Genomic DNA, 16,872 nt, shown 5'->3' on the forward strand with positions numbered 1-16,872 from the left:
CAGGCTTGACAGTCGTAGCTCACGAATATACCCTGAAACGACTGCCGGTCCGGCTACGGACCGATCTCTTCACGGAAGAACCGCGGGAACCGTTCACGGAAGACCGATGAAATCGCAAGGCTTCTGGCTTACTCTGGCGAGCGTCCTGCTGATGTGCGCAGCGCCGGACGCGGGCGCTATGCGAAAAGTGCCCCACCCATTTTATATCAGCGTCTGCCAGATCGATCATAACCCGGATCCCGGCACGCTGGAGATGTCATTTCGCATCTTCGCGGACGACCTGGAACTGGCCCTCGAAACGATGGGGACGGACCGGCTGCGCCTGGGTACCGAGCGCGAAGCCGAAAAGGCGGATCTTTACATAAGTCGTTATCTCGCGCGCCATGTCGAAATCGAGATAAACGGCCATCGCGTCGGCGCCGGCTTTCTTGGAAAGGAAGTGGACTCGGACGCAATCTGGTGTTACGTGGAGGTCGAGAACGTCCCTGTAATAGAAACGATGACCATAACGAATACGCTGCTCCTCGAGACTTTTGAAGATCAGGTCAATCTCGTGCACGTCAACGCCGCCGGCCAGAAGAAGAGCCTGGTGTTCAACCGGCAGGAGATCAGACAGAAGCTGGACTTCTGAGCCGTCCTTCGAATTCGCTGTCACCACCTTCATTCCCGGACCATGCCCCAGAACCCACGAAATGCAGCCCGTATCGTCGAGTTGGATGAGTTTTCCGGCATTAGATCCGGCCTGGGCACCGTCGTCGCCACCTCCGGCGGGTACGATCCGCTCCACCCCGGCCATGTCTCCTGCCTGCTGGAATCATCCGCCTATGGCGATACCCTGGCAGTTATCGTCAACGGCGACGGTTTTCTGCGCCGAAAAAAAGGCAAGCCCTTCATGGATCTCAAGGCTCGTTGCCAGGTCGTCTCCTGTATTCGTGCCGTGGACTACGTCATTCCCTTTGAAATAGATGACGATGATACGGTCCGCGAGGCCCTGCGGGTGATCCGGCCCCACGTGTTCACCAAGGGCGGAGACCGGACCGACATGTCCAATATCCCCGAGTGGAGCGTCTGCAAGGAACTCGGAATCGAAGTGATATCGGGTGTGGGGACGGACAAGGCGTGGAGCAGTTCCGACTACCTGGAATCATGGGGACGATTCTGGGCTGCTCGCGCCGACCGGGGGTAGGGCCGGATGTTGTATTTGTTGCTTGTCCCGCGTCCGGCGCCGTCTTATAATCCCGTTAACGAAAACCGCCGTATACATTTGTGAACTCGTAGTCACTATATACGCCGTATGTACCGCAGTACCGGGGAAATCACCCAGTTTCGCGTGCATGGCACGGAGGATGAAATGGCCGGAACATACCGCGCCGCCGTGATCGGTCTCGGGCGTATGGGCAGTACCTTCGACGACGAAATCGACCAGGGCGGATCCATTTTCCTGCCGTACTGCCACGCGCCTTCCTATCACGCGGCGCCCGAGGTGGACCTGGTCGCCGGGGCGGATCCCCACGACGAGCAGCGTTCCATTTTCGGTGATCGCTGGGGCGTCGAGGACAATCACCTGTACGCCGACTACCGGGAAATGCTTGGCCGGGAGCGCATCGACCTGCTCAGCGTCTGCACCACCGCCCGGATCCGTTCACAGATCGTTCAGGACGCCGCCCGGGCCGACGTGAAAGCCATTTGGGCCGAGAAGCCGATCGCCCTGACCCTGGCCGAGGCGGACGCCATGGTGGAGACCTGCGCGAAACACGGCGTCGCCCTGGCCATCAACTGCGCGCGTCGCTGGCATCCTTTCTTCTCCCATGCGAAGACCATGATCGAAGAAGACGAACTCGGCGAGATCGTCCAGGTGACGGGCTACGGCCAATGCGGTCTTTCCCACAACGGCAGCCACCTCATCGATATCATCCGGTGCATGGCGGGCGGAAGAGTTGAATGGGTGTACGGCGAGATGGAATCCGACGAGGCCGCGGCGGGCGAAAAGGATCTGATGGGCAACGGATACCTGGCCTTCGATAACGGGGTCAGGGCCTATGTCCGGGGCATGCCCTGCGGGATCGCGAACTGGGAAATCGACGTCCTGGGCACGAAGGGCCGCTTCCGCTCGATCGCGAATGGCCAGGACGCCGAGTTGATAAAGTTGCATCCCGGCGGTCCCCGTGGCAGAGGCGTGCCGGGCCGCATGCCGTTTCCCTGGCCCGCCCGGTACCCGTCCACGGGACTGACCATCGTCGCGGACCTGATTTCGGCCATAGAAAACGGCCATCCGCCGAAATGTTCGGGAATGGACGGACGCGAGGCGCTGGAAGTAGCCATCGCCCTTCGGGAGTCCCATCGAAGGGAAGGGCAGAAGGTCCATCTACCCGTGCCTGACCGGGATCTGGGCATCCTGTCCGCCGAAATACACCAGGACGATGTACCGGCGCGGGTCCGGCGCCTGCAGGGTTAACGCGCTGCCGGATCCGCCGGGAGCAAGTTGCAGGAGTTAAGTAAGGATTAAACAGGGAGACCGAATGAAGCTCGGATTCGTGACCTACCAGATCGGCCGGGACTGGGACGTGCCCACCGTCATCGACATGTGCGGCAGGACGGGTTTCACGGGGGTCGAACTCCGAACCACCCACGCCCACGGCGTGGAAGCCTCGCTGAGTTCAGGCGCGCGGTCGGAAGTCCGCCGAAGGTTCGAGGGCAGCGGCGTGGACCTGGTGGGTCTCGGCACGGCTTTCGAGTATCATTCGGTCGATCCCGACGAGGTGCGCGCGAACGTGGCGGGCACTATCGAGTACGCGAGGTTGGCGGCCGATCTCGGTTGTCCGGGAGTCAAGGTGCGTCCGAACGGACTTCAGACGGAAGTGGGCATCCCGGAAGAGGCGACGCTCGAACAGATCGGAAAGGCCGTGGGAGAATGCGCGGAAGCGGCCGACGGCCTCGGCGTGCAGATCCGGGTCGAAGTGCACGGCCGGGACACCCAGGAGCCGAGGCGCATGCGCGCCATCATGGACCACGCGGACCATCCGAACGCGCGCATTTGCTGGAACTCCAATTTCGGTGAGGTTGTGGACGGGTCCGTCGAGGCCAACTACCGGCTGCTGAGCCACAAGATCGGCCTGGTGCACATCACCGAAATCTATCGCGCCGAATATCCCTGGCGGGAGCTCTTCCGGCTGCTCAAAGCGGACGGTTACGAAGGCTACACGCTTGCGGAAATCGACCACAGCCCCGAACCCGAACGGCTGATGGGCTATTACAGGGCGCTCTGGGAAGCTTACCAGGCGTAAGCGTCTACGCGACGCGCACCAGGATTGACGGCGGCCGTATCGCTTCCCGGTATCGCCCGCTCGAACCTGCGGTCCGGTCCATTTGAGAGGAATCTTCAACAAATGACAACGGCACAGAAAACGACGCAGGAGGCCATCTACCGCGAAAGGACGCCGGGATCCTACGAGGCGTTCATACGCTCGGGTGAATTCATGCCCGGCGTGGCCAAAGGAGCCTACTACTACGCGCCGTACCCGGTCACGGTGGAACGGGCCGAAGGCTGTCATCTGTATGACGTGGACGGCAACGAGTACGTGGATTTCGCCAATCACCACACGACGCAGATCCTGGGGCACAATCATCCTGCCATAGTCCGGGCCGTGGAGCGACAGCTTGCGCACGGCATCGCCGTGGCCGCACCCATGGGGGTCGAAACGGCGCTGGCCGAAGCGCTGTGCCGAAGGGTGAAGTCCCTGGACATGGTCCGGTTCTGCAACTCCGGGACGGAGGCTACGCTGCACGCGATCCGGTTGGCCCGGGAGTACACGGGCCGGCACATCATCGCCAAGTTCGAAGGGGGATACCACGGCAGCCACGACGCCGTGGAAATCAGCACTTCACCCGACCCGGCGAAGGCGGGGCCGTCCGACCGTCCGATACCCGTAGCCGGCGCCGGGGGCATGCCCCCCAACGCCACCGACAACGTAATCATTCTCCCCTTCGACGACGAGGCCGCCGTCGAAGCGATTGTCGCGGAACGACGCCATGAGTTGGCGGCCGTGATACTCGACCCCAAGACGGGCGTCATCCCCCAGCGATTGGATTTTGTGAAGGCGGTACGCGAGATCACCGCTAAATACGAGGTGCTCCTGATCCTTGACGAAATAGTCGGTTTCCGTGCGTCGCCGGGCGGCGTACAAGCGCAGTGCGGCATCTTGCCCGACCTGAGCACCTACGGAAAGATCGTGGGCGGTGGGTTTCCGGTAGGGGCCTTCGGCGGCCGAAAGGAACTGATGTCCCTCATGGATCCCACGCGGGGCAAGGCGCGGGTGTTCCAGAGCGGTTCGTTCAGCGCCCACCCGGTCTCCATGGCCGCGGGCCTCGCCATGCTGGAAGTGCTGACGCCCGATGTGTACGCCCGGCTGGACCGCCTCACCGACCGCCTGGTGAACGGCCTCGAGGATGTATTCGCCCATACCGGCACCGGGGCGACGGCGGTCGCGTCCGGCTCGACTTTCAGTATCTACTTCACGAGGGGGCCGATCCGGACCTACCGCGCCGTGGCCGCGGCGGACAAGCGTCCCGTATCCGATGTTTACCTGGCCCTGCTGAACCGGGGTTGTTATCTGTCGAACGGCCTCGCCATGAACTGCCTTTCCGCGGCCATGGACGAATCGCATATCGACGGCCTCGTGGCGGTCGTGGCCGAGGTGCTGGAAGAAAACTGACGTCCTGGCCGGGTCACGCCGGTCCGTCTTCATCGAAAGACCAATCAAACAGGAACAGAACCATGTCCCATGCTTTGAAGTGCGCTACGGCCATACTCGGAGCGGTCGCCGTCTTCTTTCTGATTCCCCTGCTGATTGCGGCGCAGGGCGGTTCCGGGGAATCGGCCGCCCGTCCCCTGCCCCCGGACGCATCCCCGCGGGATCAGCAGGTCTTCCGTTACATGAGCCCGGAACCCCGCACGCTCGACTCGGCCATCAACGACTATGACACCGAAGATACCATCATCCCCTTCGAGCCCCTGCTCCGGCGCGATCCGAACTGGAATCCGGAACCCGCGGCCGCCGACAGCTACGTGTCTTCCCCGGACGGCAAGACGTGGACCTTCAACCTGCGGCAGGGCGCCAGGTGGAGCGACGGCCGCCCCGTCACGGCCCATGACTTCGTGTATTCCTTCCGGCGCATGCTGGATCCGCAGGAGGCCAACCCATACGGGTTCTTCTACCACGATTTCAAGAACGCAAGGCCCATAAACCGCGGCGAGATCAAGGACCTGACCCAGCTGGGCGTCCGCGCCGTCGACGATCTGACTCTGGTCATCGAGACGGAGAAGTCGGCCCCGTACCTGCCGTACATCGTATCCTACGGGAACGCGCTGCCCGTACCGCCATGGCAGGTTGAAAAGTACGAAAGGAAATGGACCCGTCTCGAAAACATCGTCTCGAATTCGGGCTTCAAACTGTCGGAGTGGGTCACGGGCAGTCATATGACCCTGGTCCCGGACCCCATGTACAACGGGCCCCACAAGCCCTACCTGGAGAAGGTCATCCATCCCTTCCGCAACGCGGCGGTGGCCACGGTCCTCGCCTACGAGAACAACGAGGTGGACCGCGAGCTCGTCGACGTAACCGACATGCCCCGCATCCTGGCCGATCCCGAACTCGCGCCGGACCTGGTCAAAGTGGCCGCGCGGGCATCTTGGTATCTCTTCTACCGCACCCGGCAGCCGCCCTTCGACGACGTGCGGGTCCGGGAAGCCTTTACCCGGGCGATCGACCGGGAGGTTATCACCCGCCTCCTCCTGGGCGGCACGGCCGTCCCCGCCTACTCCATGATCCCGCCCGAATTCGCCGAGTACAACGGACCGGCCATGCAGCCCTACCAGGCCTACGATCCGGCAAAGGCCCGGGAACTGATCCGGGAAGCCGGCTATCCCCGTGGGAGGGGGTTCCCGCGGCAGGAGATGTGGCTGCGGGCGCCGAACCCCACGATCAAGCGGATCAGCGAAGCCATCATGGCCATGCTGAAGGAGAACATCGGGGTCGATGTCACCATCCGGGCCGCCGACCGTACCATGTATATGAACAACATGTACAACTGGCGCATGAACCTGGGGCTGATCGTGTTCTACGCCGACTATCTCGATCCGCGCAACATGCTCGACATGATCTGGCACTCGCAACCGCAGGGGTACGGCCGGTCGGACTGGACGAACGCGGAATTCGACCGGCTGGTGGAACAGGCGGCCTCCGAGCTGGACAGGCAAAAGCGCCGCGCGCTTTACGCGGAGGCGGAGGAGATCATGGTGTCGGACTACGCCGGGTCCTTCCTGTTCCATCCGGTTAACCTGGAGCTCAGGAAGCCCTGGGTGAAGGGGATGACGGAAAACCCGGACGGCACCGTCGGGGCCATGGATTATACGCGCGTTTACATCGCCCGCTGATGAGCCCGCTGACGATCTTCCGCGGGGAAGCGCCGCAATGCCCGTAGCGCCGCAGGAAGTTTAGTACTGTAAGGATCTTACTCCGCAGGGGAAATGCAAAAAGCCTCCGCGTGAATTCAAAACGCGGAGGCTTTACTGTATAATTCCGTGTAATCCGTAGTTCCCGACGCCGCTTACCGGATCGCGTCCTTCATCTGGGCGACGATGTCCCGTATCGACTTGGCGTTTCGGGCCCTGGGCGCCAGGCTCAGGTATTTCTCGTAGGATTTGATCGCGTTGGGATAGTCCTCCCGGGTCTGGTACAGGATACCCAGGTTATAGTGCCAGTTCGCCTTCCTGCCGTTGATCCGGATAGCCGCCTGGTACGAGCGAATGGCGTTTCTGGTGCTCTTGATCTTCCGGTAGGCGCCGCCCAGTGCGGCGTGGGCATCGGCGTACCTGGCGTCGAGCTGTGTGGCCTTCTGGTATGACTTGATCGCGTTGGACGTCTGGCGTGCCTTTTCCTGGGACAGACCCAGGTTGTAGTAGGCTTCCTTGTAATCTTCCTTCAACTCGACGGCCTTCTGAAAGGCGCCGATGGCGTCCGAGTACTGTCCCGCCTTGTAGTACGCGATGCCGAGATTGTAGTGACGCGGGGGGTCGTCCGGCATGGCGTCAACTTTCGTCTTCGCGTCCGCGATCGTCTGGGCCTGCACCACCGGGGCGGCGATCAGCGCGGCCAGAACGGTAAAAGCGGCAAGACAGTTCAACTTCCTGATGCGTGTCATCCTGATTCCTCCGTTGGATAACTTGGAACAAATGGGCACTGAGTATTAATGGACAATTGGGATGCTTAAGCGTATATTGAGTCCAAGATGAATATAATACGGTATTTTGCTATGAAATGCAAGCTATATTCTCAACAATCAGTGGGCGGCGATACGGAGACAGAAGATCGAGGGGGCCATCGATGACACATTACACTGTCGATGAATTTCTGGCCGACGCACGGCGAATCGTACACGAAAACGGCGTCAGAGACGGACTGGAATCCATCAGGAAGAATACCGAACGGTTGCTCGGCCGGACCGACCTGCTCGAAACCTACGTAGACATGGACGAATACCAGGGCCATACGGTGATCGGCCACGATCCGGAGACGGACATTCACGTCATCGTCCATGGCGGACGCAAGGGCGCGACGTCCCCGCCCCACGATCACGGTCCGTGCAGCGTTATTTACGGCAACTATACGGGACACACCGTAATGCGGCGGTGGAACCGGCTGGACGATGGGGGGTCGGAGGGGCCGGCCCGTCTCGAGGTGGCCAGGGAATACACCGTCGGCGCGGGCGAGGCGACCGCTTTCGCGGAAGGGGATATCCACTCCATCGACTATCCCGACGGCGCCTTCTTCGTTCGCGTGACCGTGGGTGACGTGGAAAAGCAGAAAACGCGCCGTTTCGATCTCGAACGGGGGATCGTGGAGATCGATGACCGGGCCGCTCGGGCGGGATAGCGGCCACGATCCGCCGACCCACAGCCCGTACTCAATCAAATCAAAGCCGGACCGACCACCTGTTTCAGGTTATCTCGACCGATGTCCGTCCTTGAAAACAGCGCGAAACAGCCCCCGGTAAAACCCACCGATATCGTTCCGCCTGACCGGCTGAGTCCGTTGCTCCGGCGGCGCAACCTGCCGGGCTTTATCTTCCTCGCAGGGCACGCGGCGACCACGCTGTTCACCGGATACCTGCTGTCGCTTGCCCCGGGTTCGTGGTGGCTGGCGCCGGCCCTGGCGGTACATGGCGCCATCGTGGTGCACTGGTTCGCGCCCTTCCACGAGTGCTCCCACGGAACGGCCTTCAGAAGCGCGGCGATGAACCGGATCGTAGGCTGGATTACCGGCACGGGGCTGTTTCTCATTCCCGCGTACTTTCGCTACGAGCACCTGGCCCATCACTCCCACACGCAGATCACCGGGGACGATCCCGAGATGATCCCCATGGCGGAACGCCTGGGCGGCTATCTCTGGTATACGACGGGCATTCCCTATTTCTACAGTAACCTGACCGCCCTGGCGCGGATGCTCTTCGGGCGGTTCAACGCCGTCGAACGGAAGTTCCTTCCCGGGAGAGCACGCGGAAACGTGGTGATGGAGGCCTGGAGCATGGTCCTGGCCTACGGCGCGCTGGCGACCGTATCGGTCTGGTTCGACACGATGGCCGTGGTCCTGTACTGGCTGGCGCCCCGTTTCCTGGGCGAGCCCGTCATGCGCCTCATACGCATGTCCGAACACACGGGCTGCCCCCGCGTGCGCCATATCCTGCTCAACACGCGGACCGTGCTGACCATCCCGCTGGTCCGGTGGCTGAACTGGAACAACGCGTACCACGCCGAACACCACGCCATTCCCACCGTACCCTTTCACGCCTTGGGCGACCTGCACCGGATCATGGGCCCCCACTTCGAGGAAGTGCGCCCGGGGTACGTGAATACGCAGATACACCTGGTGGCGAACGGAATGAAGAACAGCGCGGCGCGGGGCGGCTGACCGGCGGGCCGGTCTCAGGCGGTATCCGGGGCGTCGTCTTTGGGGGGAACGACGCACAGGAATCCGAGCGGTTCTTCGCCTGTGCTTTCGAACTGGTGTTGTTCGTTGGGGGCGATGTATACCACGTCGCCCGGCCCCACGTCATGTACGTCCCACCCGATGAGCACCTTCGCCCGGCCCCGCAGGATGTATATTCCGTGGTCATGGGCGTGGCGGTCGAAGGAGGACTGGCCGCCGGGCTCGATTTCGAAGTAGCGCACGGAGAAATTGTTCGCGCCGTCGTCGGGGCCGATCACCACCCGGACCGACCCGCCTACCGCTCCGCCCTTGCTGTAGGGAACCATCTCCACCCCCGACCAGTCGTTTGCTCCGTTCTGGCCGCGGTGCTTGTGTACTACGCCCATGTCATGCCTTTCGCGGCGTCATTCATTTCACGCGTAAAGTGAAGATCTACATGAAGTTGCGCACGCCGCTGCCGTGCAGTTCCGATATCCGTTCTGCGTCCGGACGGTCGAATCCGATCGATACGAGTTCACGCACGCGCTTCCGGTGCATTTCCTCATAGAGCCCCATCACCGCGTCCCGGCCCCGGGCCAGTTGCTCCGGGTGCGATCCGCCGCCGGCCAGCGTCATCATGGCCTTCAGCACAAAGGGACTGGAACCCGATGCCTGCTGCAGGAACAGGGTCCGTTCCTCGGCCGCCCGCATCAGATCGTCCTTTATCGACGGATCCTGCTCGATGTGGTAGGCGAAATGGGATATGCCGTACCCCACGTGCCGGCCCTCGTCCTGGCGCGCCAGCTTGAAGGTCTTGGCGGTCACCGGATCGGGCGCCACCTGTTCCAGGAACATGAGGAGCTCCATGAAGGTCCCCTCGCCCAGCACGTGCATCAGGAAGGAGCCGTTCGAGTAGTCGTCCTGCGCCAGCAGGCTGCGCAGGGACCATTCCGTGGCGGCCGAGACGTACTGCAGGCCGCCGCCGTTGGCGAGGGCCCGCTTGGTGAAGACCTCCGCGTGCCGGGCCTCGTCCATGACCTGCGTGGCCAGGAAGAGGACCACCTCGGAAAACTGGGGGTCGATCCGGTTCATGAACTTGGCCGGCAGGTACATGGCCAGGTATTCGTTCTGGATCAGGAAGGTCATGACCTGGCACACGGCCTGCTCGAGGTCGTCCGGCAACTCGGGCAAATCGTGCCAGGGGATGTCGGTCGTCGCGTCCCACTGCCCCGCCTTGCCCTGCTCGTACAGCTCCGCGATGTTATCGGCCCATACCAGCTTCTTCTCCCGGATGGTAAATCCGAACTCCGGCGTCCCGGGATCGACCACCGATCCGCGCTGCGCCAGCCCGCGGCCTTCGGGCGCCACCTCCGGCACCTCGCCCGCCCTGCCGACCTGGCAGTCCCGCATGCGGATGCCGCGGCCGTCGACGGGTTTCACCCTGATCCCCCGGTCTGGCTCGCCCCAGTCGGACGTGTCGGGCAGCGGAATACTGAAATCTTCGGTCATATACGGCTCATTCCCCGGCAGAACGTGTACGGTTCATTCCCTGGCAGAAATTGACTTGCCCGTCATCGCCAAGTAGTATGTATGATACTGCGTTTCGTGGTTGATGACAAGGCGAAGGTGAATCGGGAGTCTCATGAATCTGTCGCGGTTGAGGGTGTTTCGTCTCTGGCGCGTCATGGCGCGGCGCTTCAGGCAGCGCCTGCATGCCAATATCGAACGCATGCGGACAACCGACCAGGTCTTCATGATCAGCGCCGCGGTGTTGATCGGCGTGCTGGGCGCGGGAGGCGCCATTGCATTCCGCGAGCTGATCATATTCATCGAATCCGTCGCCTGGGGCGGAGGATTGTCCGGCAATGGTTCGCTGACTACGTTGACGGTACTCTCGGTACCCACCGCCGGCGGACTGGTCGTCGGCATTTTGATCTATTTCAGCACCCGGGAAGCCCGCGGCCTGCCCGACGTGATGGAAGCCGTGGCCCTTCGCGGCGGACGCATAAGGCCCCGGGTTGCCGTGGAGACCTCGCTGGCCACGGCCATCAGCATAGGCACCGGGCTGTCGGTGGGCCGTGAGGGACCCATCGCCCAGATCGGCGCCGCCATCGGCTCCACCTTTGGCCGGCTGTCACGCGTCAACGTCCATCGCATGCGGACCTTCGTGGGCTGCGGCGCGGCCGCGGGCATAGCGGCTACCTTCAACACGCCGATCGCCGGTGCGTTGTTCTCCCTCGAAGTCATCCTGGGCAATTTCAGCTTCAGTCGGTTCAGCCCCATCGTGATCTCCTCGGTGGTGGCTACCGCCATCTCCCGTCACTTTCTGGGCAACCAGCCGACGATCATCGTGCCTCCGCACGGCGTGAATCATCCGCTCGAATTCGCCCTGTACGCCGTGCTGGGCATCCTGGCCGCCATCGTGGGCACGCTCTTCGTACGGGCGCTTTACGGCGTGGAGGACCTCTACGGCAAGGTCCCGTTGCCGGATTACCTGAAGCCGATGACCGGAGGACTGCTCGTCGGCGCCCTGGGCCTGCTCTATCCCCAGATCCTCGGCGTGGGATACGACACCATGGACCGGGCCCTGTTCTCCGAACTGGACTGGAAGCTCCTGCTCATCCTGGTCTTCATGAAAATCGCGGCTACATCCTTCACCCTGGGATCCGGCGCGTCGGGAGGCGTGATCGCGCCGTCCCTGTTCGTCGGCTGCATGCTAGGCGGCGCTTTCGGCGCCCTGGTCAACCACCTGCTACCCGGAACGAGCGCCACCGGGGGCGCCTACGCGCTGGTGGCCATGGGCGCCCTGGTGTCTTCGACCATCCGGACCCCCATGACGTCGATTCTGATGATCTTCGAAATGACGGGCAACTACGAGTTGATCCTGCCGCTGGCGATTTCCGTCATCGTCAGTACGGCGCTGTCCGCCTACTTGCTCAAGCCTTCCGTATACACGCTGCGCCTCCTGAGAAGAAACGTGGACCTGGAAAAGGGCCAGGAAACGAACATTCTCAGGTCGCTGAACGTCGGGCAGGCCCGGGTGGCCTCTTTTGAGACGATACCGCCCGAGGCGCCGCTCGACGACCTGATGTCACGCCTGGCCGAGAGTACATACACGGAGTTCTATATCACGGACGATGAGGATCGTTACCAGGGAACGGTCACCTTCGACCGCATCCGCAGTCTCGTCGCGTACGGTGAGGATCTCGAAGGCGTCATCGTGGCTCACGACATCGCCCAGTTCGACCTGCCGACGGTCACCGACGGCAACACGCTGGACCGTGTCATGCTGCTGTTCGGCCGGCACCAGGTAAACGCCTTTCCCGTAGTCGAGCCGGCCACGGGCCGCCTCGTCGGCGTGATCAGCCGGGAACATGTCATGGACGCCTACAACCGGGAGACGGCCAGAAGGGACCTGGCCGGTGAATTCGGGAGCATGGTCGACACGCTTAGCGGCGGACAGGTCGTCCAACTGGGAGGCGCGTACGCCATGGTGGAAATCAACGCGCCCCGGCGGTTCACGGGAAGCAGTATCCGGCGCCTTCAGATTCGCAGCCGGCACGGGGTGCAGATCCTGCTCATCAGGAAACGGGAGCACCGGGCGGACCAGGCGCACTTCGTTCCTACTCCCGACTATGTGATCCGGGAAGATGACGTCCTGCTAGTCGCCGGAGAGCGCGATCGCATAGATCGCATCGTTAACCTGTAATGTTTAGTCGCCAAATGTCTAGTTGACATTGTACTATTTGGCCTATTATACGGATTCGTGTAACCGCGATGAATCATTAACATCACGAGGTTCCTTTTCTACCACATCACATCATGGGAGCGTGAAAATGAGTACCTTTGTGTTACGCAGATTCCCCGCCTGGCTGACGGTCCTGATGCTGGCGGCCTTCCCGGCCGTCGCGCAGGAGAATGGAGATACGGCCATTTCCGGCCTGGTCGAAATCTCGGGGTTCGTCGACGCCAGTTATACATATACCAACCTGGATGATTCGAATACCTTCGGCCTCGACCAGGTGGAGATCGATTTATCGAGAAACCTGGGGAATATCGGCACGCTGAGGGCCGACCTGGAATGGGTGAGCGACGGCGAGGGCGGCTTTACCCTCGACGCTGAGCAGGGATACGTGACCCTGGATCTCGGAATGGGCCGGGGAGAGGGGAACTACCCGACCCTGACCTTCGGGAAGTTCAACGCGCCCATCGGCTTCGAGCTGCTGGACGCCCCGGACATGTACCAGTTTTCCCACGCGCTGGTCTTCGATAACGGATTGCCCACCAACCTGACCGGCGCCATGCTGTCCATGGATCTGGGCGGCGGCATCGACGTGGTGGTTCACCTTTCGAACGGGTGGGACCAGAACGTCGACGCGAATACGGACAAGATGATCGGCGGAAGACTCGGTTACAGTCATGAAGAACTGGGCGGGATCGGGTTCTCAGCCATGCGGGGTGATGAACAGGGACTGGTCGGGAATCTGACCGTCTACGATATCGACCTGACCCTGACGCCGGGACCGGGACTCATCATCGGCGGGGAATACAACAACGGCAAAACGGAACTGGATGAGGCTAACGTAGAAAACAGCTGGAACGGCTACATGGTCATGGCGCACTACAGTCTTACCGAAGTCATGGGTTTGACGGGCAGGTATGACCGCTTCAGCCGGGAAACATCCCGTAGCGCGGCACGTCGCAGCGGTGCCCAGGATCATCCACCGGGTAGCGCGGAAGTGACCCAGCAGGCCCTCACCATAGCCCCGACGTTCGCGCTGACGGACGGCCTCGGGTTCCTCATGGAACTCCGCCGGGATTTCTCGGACGACGCGATCTTCTACAATCCGGAAACGAAAAAATCGGAAGATTCGCAGGTCAGTTTCGCCTTCGAGATGACCTACTCGTTCTGACCTTCGCGATACCTCGGTCTGCCTGGTCTGCCGCCTGGTCCGCCTGGTCTGCCGCCTGGTTTGAACGGTCTGAACGGTACGACTCCCCGTGACCGGTTCAGTACAGATCGGCTTCACCGGCGCTGGCCCGCAGGATCTCGGGCTCGCCGCCGGTCAGATCGACTACCGTCGATGGCTCCGCAACGATGACGCCGCCGTCCACGATGACGTCGACGACCTTGCCGTACCGGGACTGAATCGCCTCGGCGTCGTTCATATCGCTTCCGTCGTCCGAAGCCGCGATGCTGGTACTCAGCACGGGGCGCCCGAGGGCCTGTACGATTTCCAGGCAGATGGGGTTGTCAGGCACCCGTATGCCGACCGTTCGCCGCTTGCCGATCATGAATTTCGGCACGTCCCGCGAAGCCTCGAGAATGAAGGTATAGGGGCCGGGAAGCAGGCGCTTCATCATGCGGTAAGACGCGTTGGAGATATTCTTCGCGTACCGGGCGAGGTCTTTCAGGTCGGAACAGACGAAACTGAGGGGTTTCCCGGCGGGCGCCTGCTTGATCTGGTAGATCCGGTTGATGGCCTTGCGATTGAATATGTCGCAGCCCAGGCCGTAGACCGTGTCCGTCGGATAGATGATCACGCCGCCCCTGTGCAGCGCTTCGACGACGCGGTCCACGTGCCGTTTCTGGGGATGTTCGGGATGAAGTTGAAGGATAGCGGCCATAACTGCTCAGGAAACGCGGGTCAGCACCTTCCTGCAGACGTCGATGGCCCGGTCGATCTGTTCGCCGCTCACGTCCAGGTGGGTAACGGCGCGGATGACACCGGGTTTCATGGCCAGCATCCTGACCCCTTCCTCCGACAGCCGCTCGACGGCCTCGAAGGGATCGAGGCCGTTCCGCAGGCGGAAGAAGATCATGTTGCTGTGTATCTCGTCCAGGTCGAGCTCGACGGTGTCGAGGTCGGCGAGCGCTTCCGCCAGCCGGAAGGCGTGGGCGTGGTCCTCCGCGAGACGGGAGATGTTGTGCTCCATGGCATAGAGACCCGCCGCCGCCAGGACGCCCGCCTGCCGCATGCCGCCGCCCAGCATCTTGCGGTAATACCGGGCCGCGTCAATCGTGGCCTGGTCGCCTGCGAGCACGCTGCCGACCGGCGCGCCCAGGCCCTTTGACAGGCACACGGATACCGTATCGACGTGCCGGGTATAGGTCTGTGCGGTCAGGCCCGTCGCCGCGCAGGCGTTGAACAACCGGGCGCCATCCATGTGGACGCGCAGGTTGTTCGACTGCGCGCAATCGCTGACCCGGGACAGCGCATCCACGGGCCACGGGTATCCGGCAGACTTGTTGTGGGTGTTCTCCACGGCGACCAGGGCCGTTCTGCCGTAATGCACGTTGTCGCCCCGCTGGATCACTTCTTCCATCTGCGCCGGGGTGAAAACGCCCCGTTCACCCGTCAGCAACCGGACCTGTACCCCCGAAAGCGCGCCGAGGGCTCCGGCTTCCGCGTTGAAGATGTGGCTGTACTTTTCCGCGATGATGTCGTTGCCGTGATGGGTCTGCGACCGGATCGCCACCTGGTTGCCCTGCGTTCCGCTGGTAACGAGCAGGCCGGCCTCCTTGCCGAGCACGGCGGCCATGGCTTCTTCCAGCCGGTTTACCGACGGATCCTCTCCGAAACAGTCGTCGCCGACTTCGGCGTTGGCCATGGCCCGGCGCATGGCAGGCGTCGGTCTGGTCATGGTATCGCTTCGAAGTTCGACGATACTCATCGAGTTCCTCACTGCCCGTACTTGATCAGTGTCACGCTTGTACCGTTTTCCGAAACGTCGAACTCCACTTCGTCCATGAGGGACTTGATCATCAGGATCCCCCGGCCGTTCTCCTTGAGCAGATTGTCCGGGTTGCGCGGGTCCGGCAGGGATTCAGGATCGAATCCCCCGCCACAGTCGCAGATGTGGATCCGGAACACGGCCGAAGTGCAACTGCAGGTGATGAGGACCTGCTTGGACTCGTCGCAACCGTTTCCGTGGAGTATCGCGTTCTTTACCGCTTCGTTCACGGCGATCATGATGTCGCCGCGCGTTCCCTGGTCGTAGCCGACCCGCGCGGTCAGGTCCTCTATGCGGCGGTCCACCTCCGCAGTCAACTCGGGCTTGCTGGGAATCGTGAGTTCCAGCGTCACGCCGTTCCCGGCTGGGTCCTGCCGCCTCTCGACCATGTAGAAAGCTCCATGAGGCCGCAATGTGTAGAGCCGACGCGCGGCCCGTATCCCCCGGGACGAGACGCGTCCCGGTACATCGCCTTCCTTCAATCAAAGTATCGTGTGGGAAATACTATGTCAAGTGCGGGACGGGATGCGGCGTGGGTGCGACGGTCTCTTCGGGGACAAGTCAACCGCCCCGCTCGGCGTCGCGAACCATTTTTAGGTAGGCGTCGCGAACTTTGTTCTTGAAGGGCTTTCTCGCCTGCCGGGGAGCGCGCAGTTCGCACGGCTCCCACCATGCCAGTTCGTTGAGGTGGTCGGCGGGGACGGGAAAGGCTTCCTGGCGCACGGTCTTCGATCCCAACCTGCCGGTCCACGCGGCCGAGATCACAGGTACCGGCCAGTGGTAGACGCCATACCGTTTGAATTACACTCCGCTCGATAGCGCTTCGCGACGTGCCCCTGAGAGAATACCGCCGCGATTCACCAGTCTATTCGCTCATCGGAATAGAGTTGAGGGGGCAATTTGTACGTGAGTGCAAGATTCTCCGGTTTAATCGATTCGAGTATACGTATGAAGTAGGTATCACTAGCGTCCCTGGAATACACCGATGCCAAAGGCGCCACTGCACTGTTCAGCCGACGTTTCCACCTCAACGTCGGAAGCAGCGCTCTCGTGTTCTGTCGCGGAAACCGTAACTTGTCCGCGAGTTCGTCGCCGATGAGTGCCCGGGAAAGTCGATAAAGCTTTCTGGCGAACTTCCTGCGTTGCCCGCGCTCGGTGAGACCCCCCAGCTCGG

Annotated in this window: 18 protein-coding genes; 10 read left to right on the plus strand and 8 right to left on the minus strand. The window is 62.1% G+C overall.

Annotated elements, in window-relative coordinates; translation table 11 throughout:
* Nucleotides 1-106: 106 nt before the first annotated feature.
* The 6 genes from OXG98_07285 (at nucleotide 107) to OXG98_07310 (ending at nucleotide 6,433) form a co-directional block, all read left to right on the plus strand.
* Nucleotides 107-631, plus strand: a complete 525-nt coding sequence (locus OXG98_07285; GenBank protein MCY3771805.1) for a peptidase E — start codon at nucleotides 107-109, stop codon at nucleotides 629-631.
* Between the two features lie 42 nt (nucleotides 632-673).
* A complete protein-coding gene (locus OXG98_07290; protein MCY3771806.1) occupies nucleotides 674-1,186 on the plus strand; it encodes an adenylyltransferase/cytidyltransferase family protein in 513 nt (170 codons plus the stop codon).
* A 165-nt stretch (nucleotides 1,187-1,351) separates the two neighbouring features.
* Nucleotides 1,352-2,455, plus strand: coding sequence for a Gfo/Idh/MocA family oxidoreductase (locus OXG98_07295; GenBank protein MCY3771807.1), 1,104 nt, complete (start codon nucleotides 1,352-1,354; stop codon nucleotides 2,453-2,455).
* A gap of 64 nt (nucleotides 2,456-2,519) precedes the next feature.
* Nucleotides 2,520-3,284 carry a sugar phosphate isomerase/epimerase gene (locus OXG98_07300; protein ID MCY3771808.1) on the plus strand — a complete coding sequence of 255 codons (765 nt, stop codon included), beginning with the start codon at nucleotides 2,520-2,522 and terminating at the stop codon, nucleotides 3,282-3,284.
* Between the two features lie 102 nt (nucleotides 3,285-3,386).
* Entirely contained in the window at nucleotides 3,387-4,712 is a 1,326-nt protein-coding gene (locus OXG98_07305; GenBank protein MCY3771809.1) for an aspartate aminotransferase family protein, read from the plus strand.
* 62 nt (nucleotides 4,713-4,774) lie between these two features.
* Nucleotides 4,775-6,433, plus strand: coding sequence for a peptide ABC transporter substrate-binding protein (locus tag OXG98_07310; protein MCY3771810.1), 1,659 nt, complete (start codon nucleotides 4,775-4,777; stop codon nucleotides 6,431-6,433).
* Between the two features lie 173 nt (nucleotides 6,434-6,606).
* Here OXG98_07310 and OXG98_07315 read toward each other — a convergent pair whose 3' ends face one another.
* Nucleotides 6,607-7,200: a tetratricopeptide repeat protein gene (locus OXG98_07315; GenBank protein MCY3771811.1), complete on the minus strand. Its 594-nt coding sequence runs from the start codon at nucleotides 7,198-7,200 to the stop codon at nucleotides 6,607-6,609.
* A 182-nt stretch (nucleotides 7,201-7,382) separates the two neighbouring features.
* Between OXG98_07315 and OXG98_07320 the strand changes: the two genes are divergently transcribed.
* On the plus strand, nucleotides 7,383-7,931 hold the full coding sequence (locus OXG98_07320) for a hypothetical protein (protein ID MCY3771812.1): 549 nt from the start codon (nucleotides 7,383-7,385) through the stop codon (nucleotides 7,929-7,931).
* An 81-nt stretch (nucleotides 7,932-8,012) separates the two neighbouring features.
* Nucleotides 8,013-8,966, plus strand: a complete 954-nt coding sequence (locus tag OXG98_07325; protein ID MCY3771813.1) for a fatty acid desaturase — start codon at nucleotides 8,013-8,015, stop codon at nucleotides 8,964-8,966.
* A gap of 14 nt (nucleotides 8,967-8,980) precedes the next feature.
* Here OXG98_07325 and OXG98_07330 read toward each other — a convergent pair whose 3' ends face one another.
* Together OXG98_07330 and OXG98_07335 are read right to left on the minus strand one after the other, a co-directional pair.
* On the minus strand, nucleotides 8,981-9,370 hold the full coding sequence (locus tag OXG98_07330) for a cupin domain-containing protein (protein MCY3771814.1): 390 nt from the start codon (nucleotides 9,368-9,370) through the stop codon (nucleotides 8,981-8,983).
* Nucleotides 9,371-9,416: 46 nt separating this feature from the next.
* A complete protein-coding gene (locus OXG98_07335) occupies nucleotides 9,417-10,472 on the minus strand; it encodes a ferritin-like domain-containing protein (protein MCY3771815.1) in 1,056 nt (351 codons plus the stop codon).
* A 133-nt stretch (nucleotides 10,473-10,605) separates the two neighbouring features.
* Between OXG98_07335 and OXG98_07340 the strand changes: the two genes are divergently transcribed.
* Together OXG98_07340 and OXG98_07345 are read left to right on the plus strand one after the other, a co-directional pair.
* A complete protein-coding gene (locus OXG98_07340) occupies nucleotides 10,606-12,672 on the plus strand; it encodes a chloride channel protein (GenBank protein ID MCY3771816.1) in 2,067 nt (688 codons plus the stop codon).
* A 139-nt stretch (nucleotides 12,673-12,811) separates the two neighbouring features.
* The gene (locus OXG98_07345; GenBank protein MCY3771817.1) at nucleotides 12,812-13,876 is read left to right on the plus strand and encodes a porin; all 1,065 of its coding nucleotides are present in this window, start codon (nucleotides 12,812-12,814) and stop codon (nucleotides 13,874-13,876) included.
* 97 nt (nucleotides 13,877-13,973) lie between these two features.
* On the opposite strand, the gene OXG98_07350 is transcribed toward OXG98_07345, so the two are convergent.
* The 5 genes from OXG98_07350 to OXG98_07370 all read right to left on the minus strand — a co-directional run.
* Complete coding sequence (locus OXG98_07350; protein ID MCY3771818.1) at nucleotides 13,974-14,591, minus strand: L-threonylcarbamoyladenylate synthase; 618 nt, start codon at nucleotides 14,589-14,591, stop codon at nucleotides 13,974-13,976.
* A 6-nt stretch (nucleotides 14,592-14,597) separates the two neighbouring features.
* The gene (locus OXG98_07355) at nucleotides 14,598-15,638 is read right to left on the minus strand and encodes a low specificity L-threonine aldolase (GenBank protein MCY3771819.1); all 1,041 of its coding nucleotides are present in this window, start codon (nucleotides 15,636-15,638) and stop codon (nucleotides 14,598-14,600) included.
* Nucleotides 15,639-15,646: 8 nt separating this feature from the next.
* The gene (locus tag OXG98_07360) at nucleotides 15,647-16,087 is read right to left on the minus strand and encodes an ATP-binding protein (protein ID MCY3771820.1); all 441 of its coding nucleotides are present in this window, start codon (nucleotides 16,085-16,087) and stop codon (nucleotides 15,647-15,649) included.
* Between the two features lie 172 nt (nucleotides 16,088-16,259).
* Nucleotides 16,260-16,421, minus strand: coding sequence for a hypothetical protein (locus OXG98_07365; protein ID MCY3771821.1), 162 nt, complete (start codon nucleotides 16,419-16,421; stop codon nucleotides 16,260-16,262).
* Between the two features lie 134 nt (nucleotides 16,422-16,555).
* On the minus strand, nucleotides 16,556-16,872 hold a 317-nt coding region (locus OXG98_07370; GenBank protein MCY3771822.1), incomplete at its 5' end, for a hypothetical protein.

The organism is Gemmatimonadota bacterium, assembly GCA_026706345.1.
Taxonomy (GTDB): Bacteria; JAAXHH01; JAAXHH01; order JAAXHH01; family JAAXHH01; genus JAAXHH01.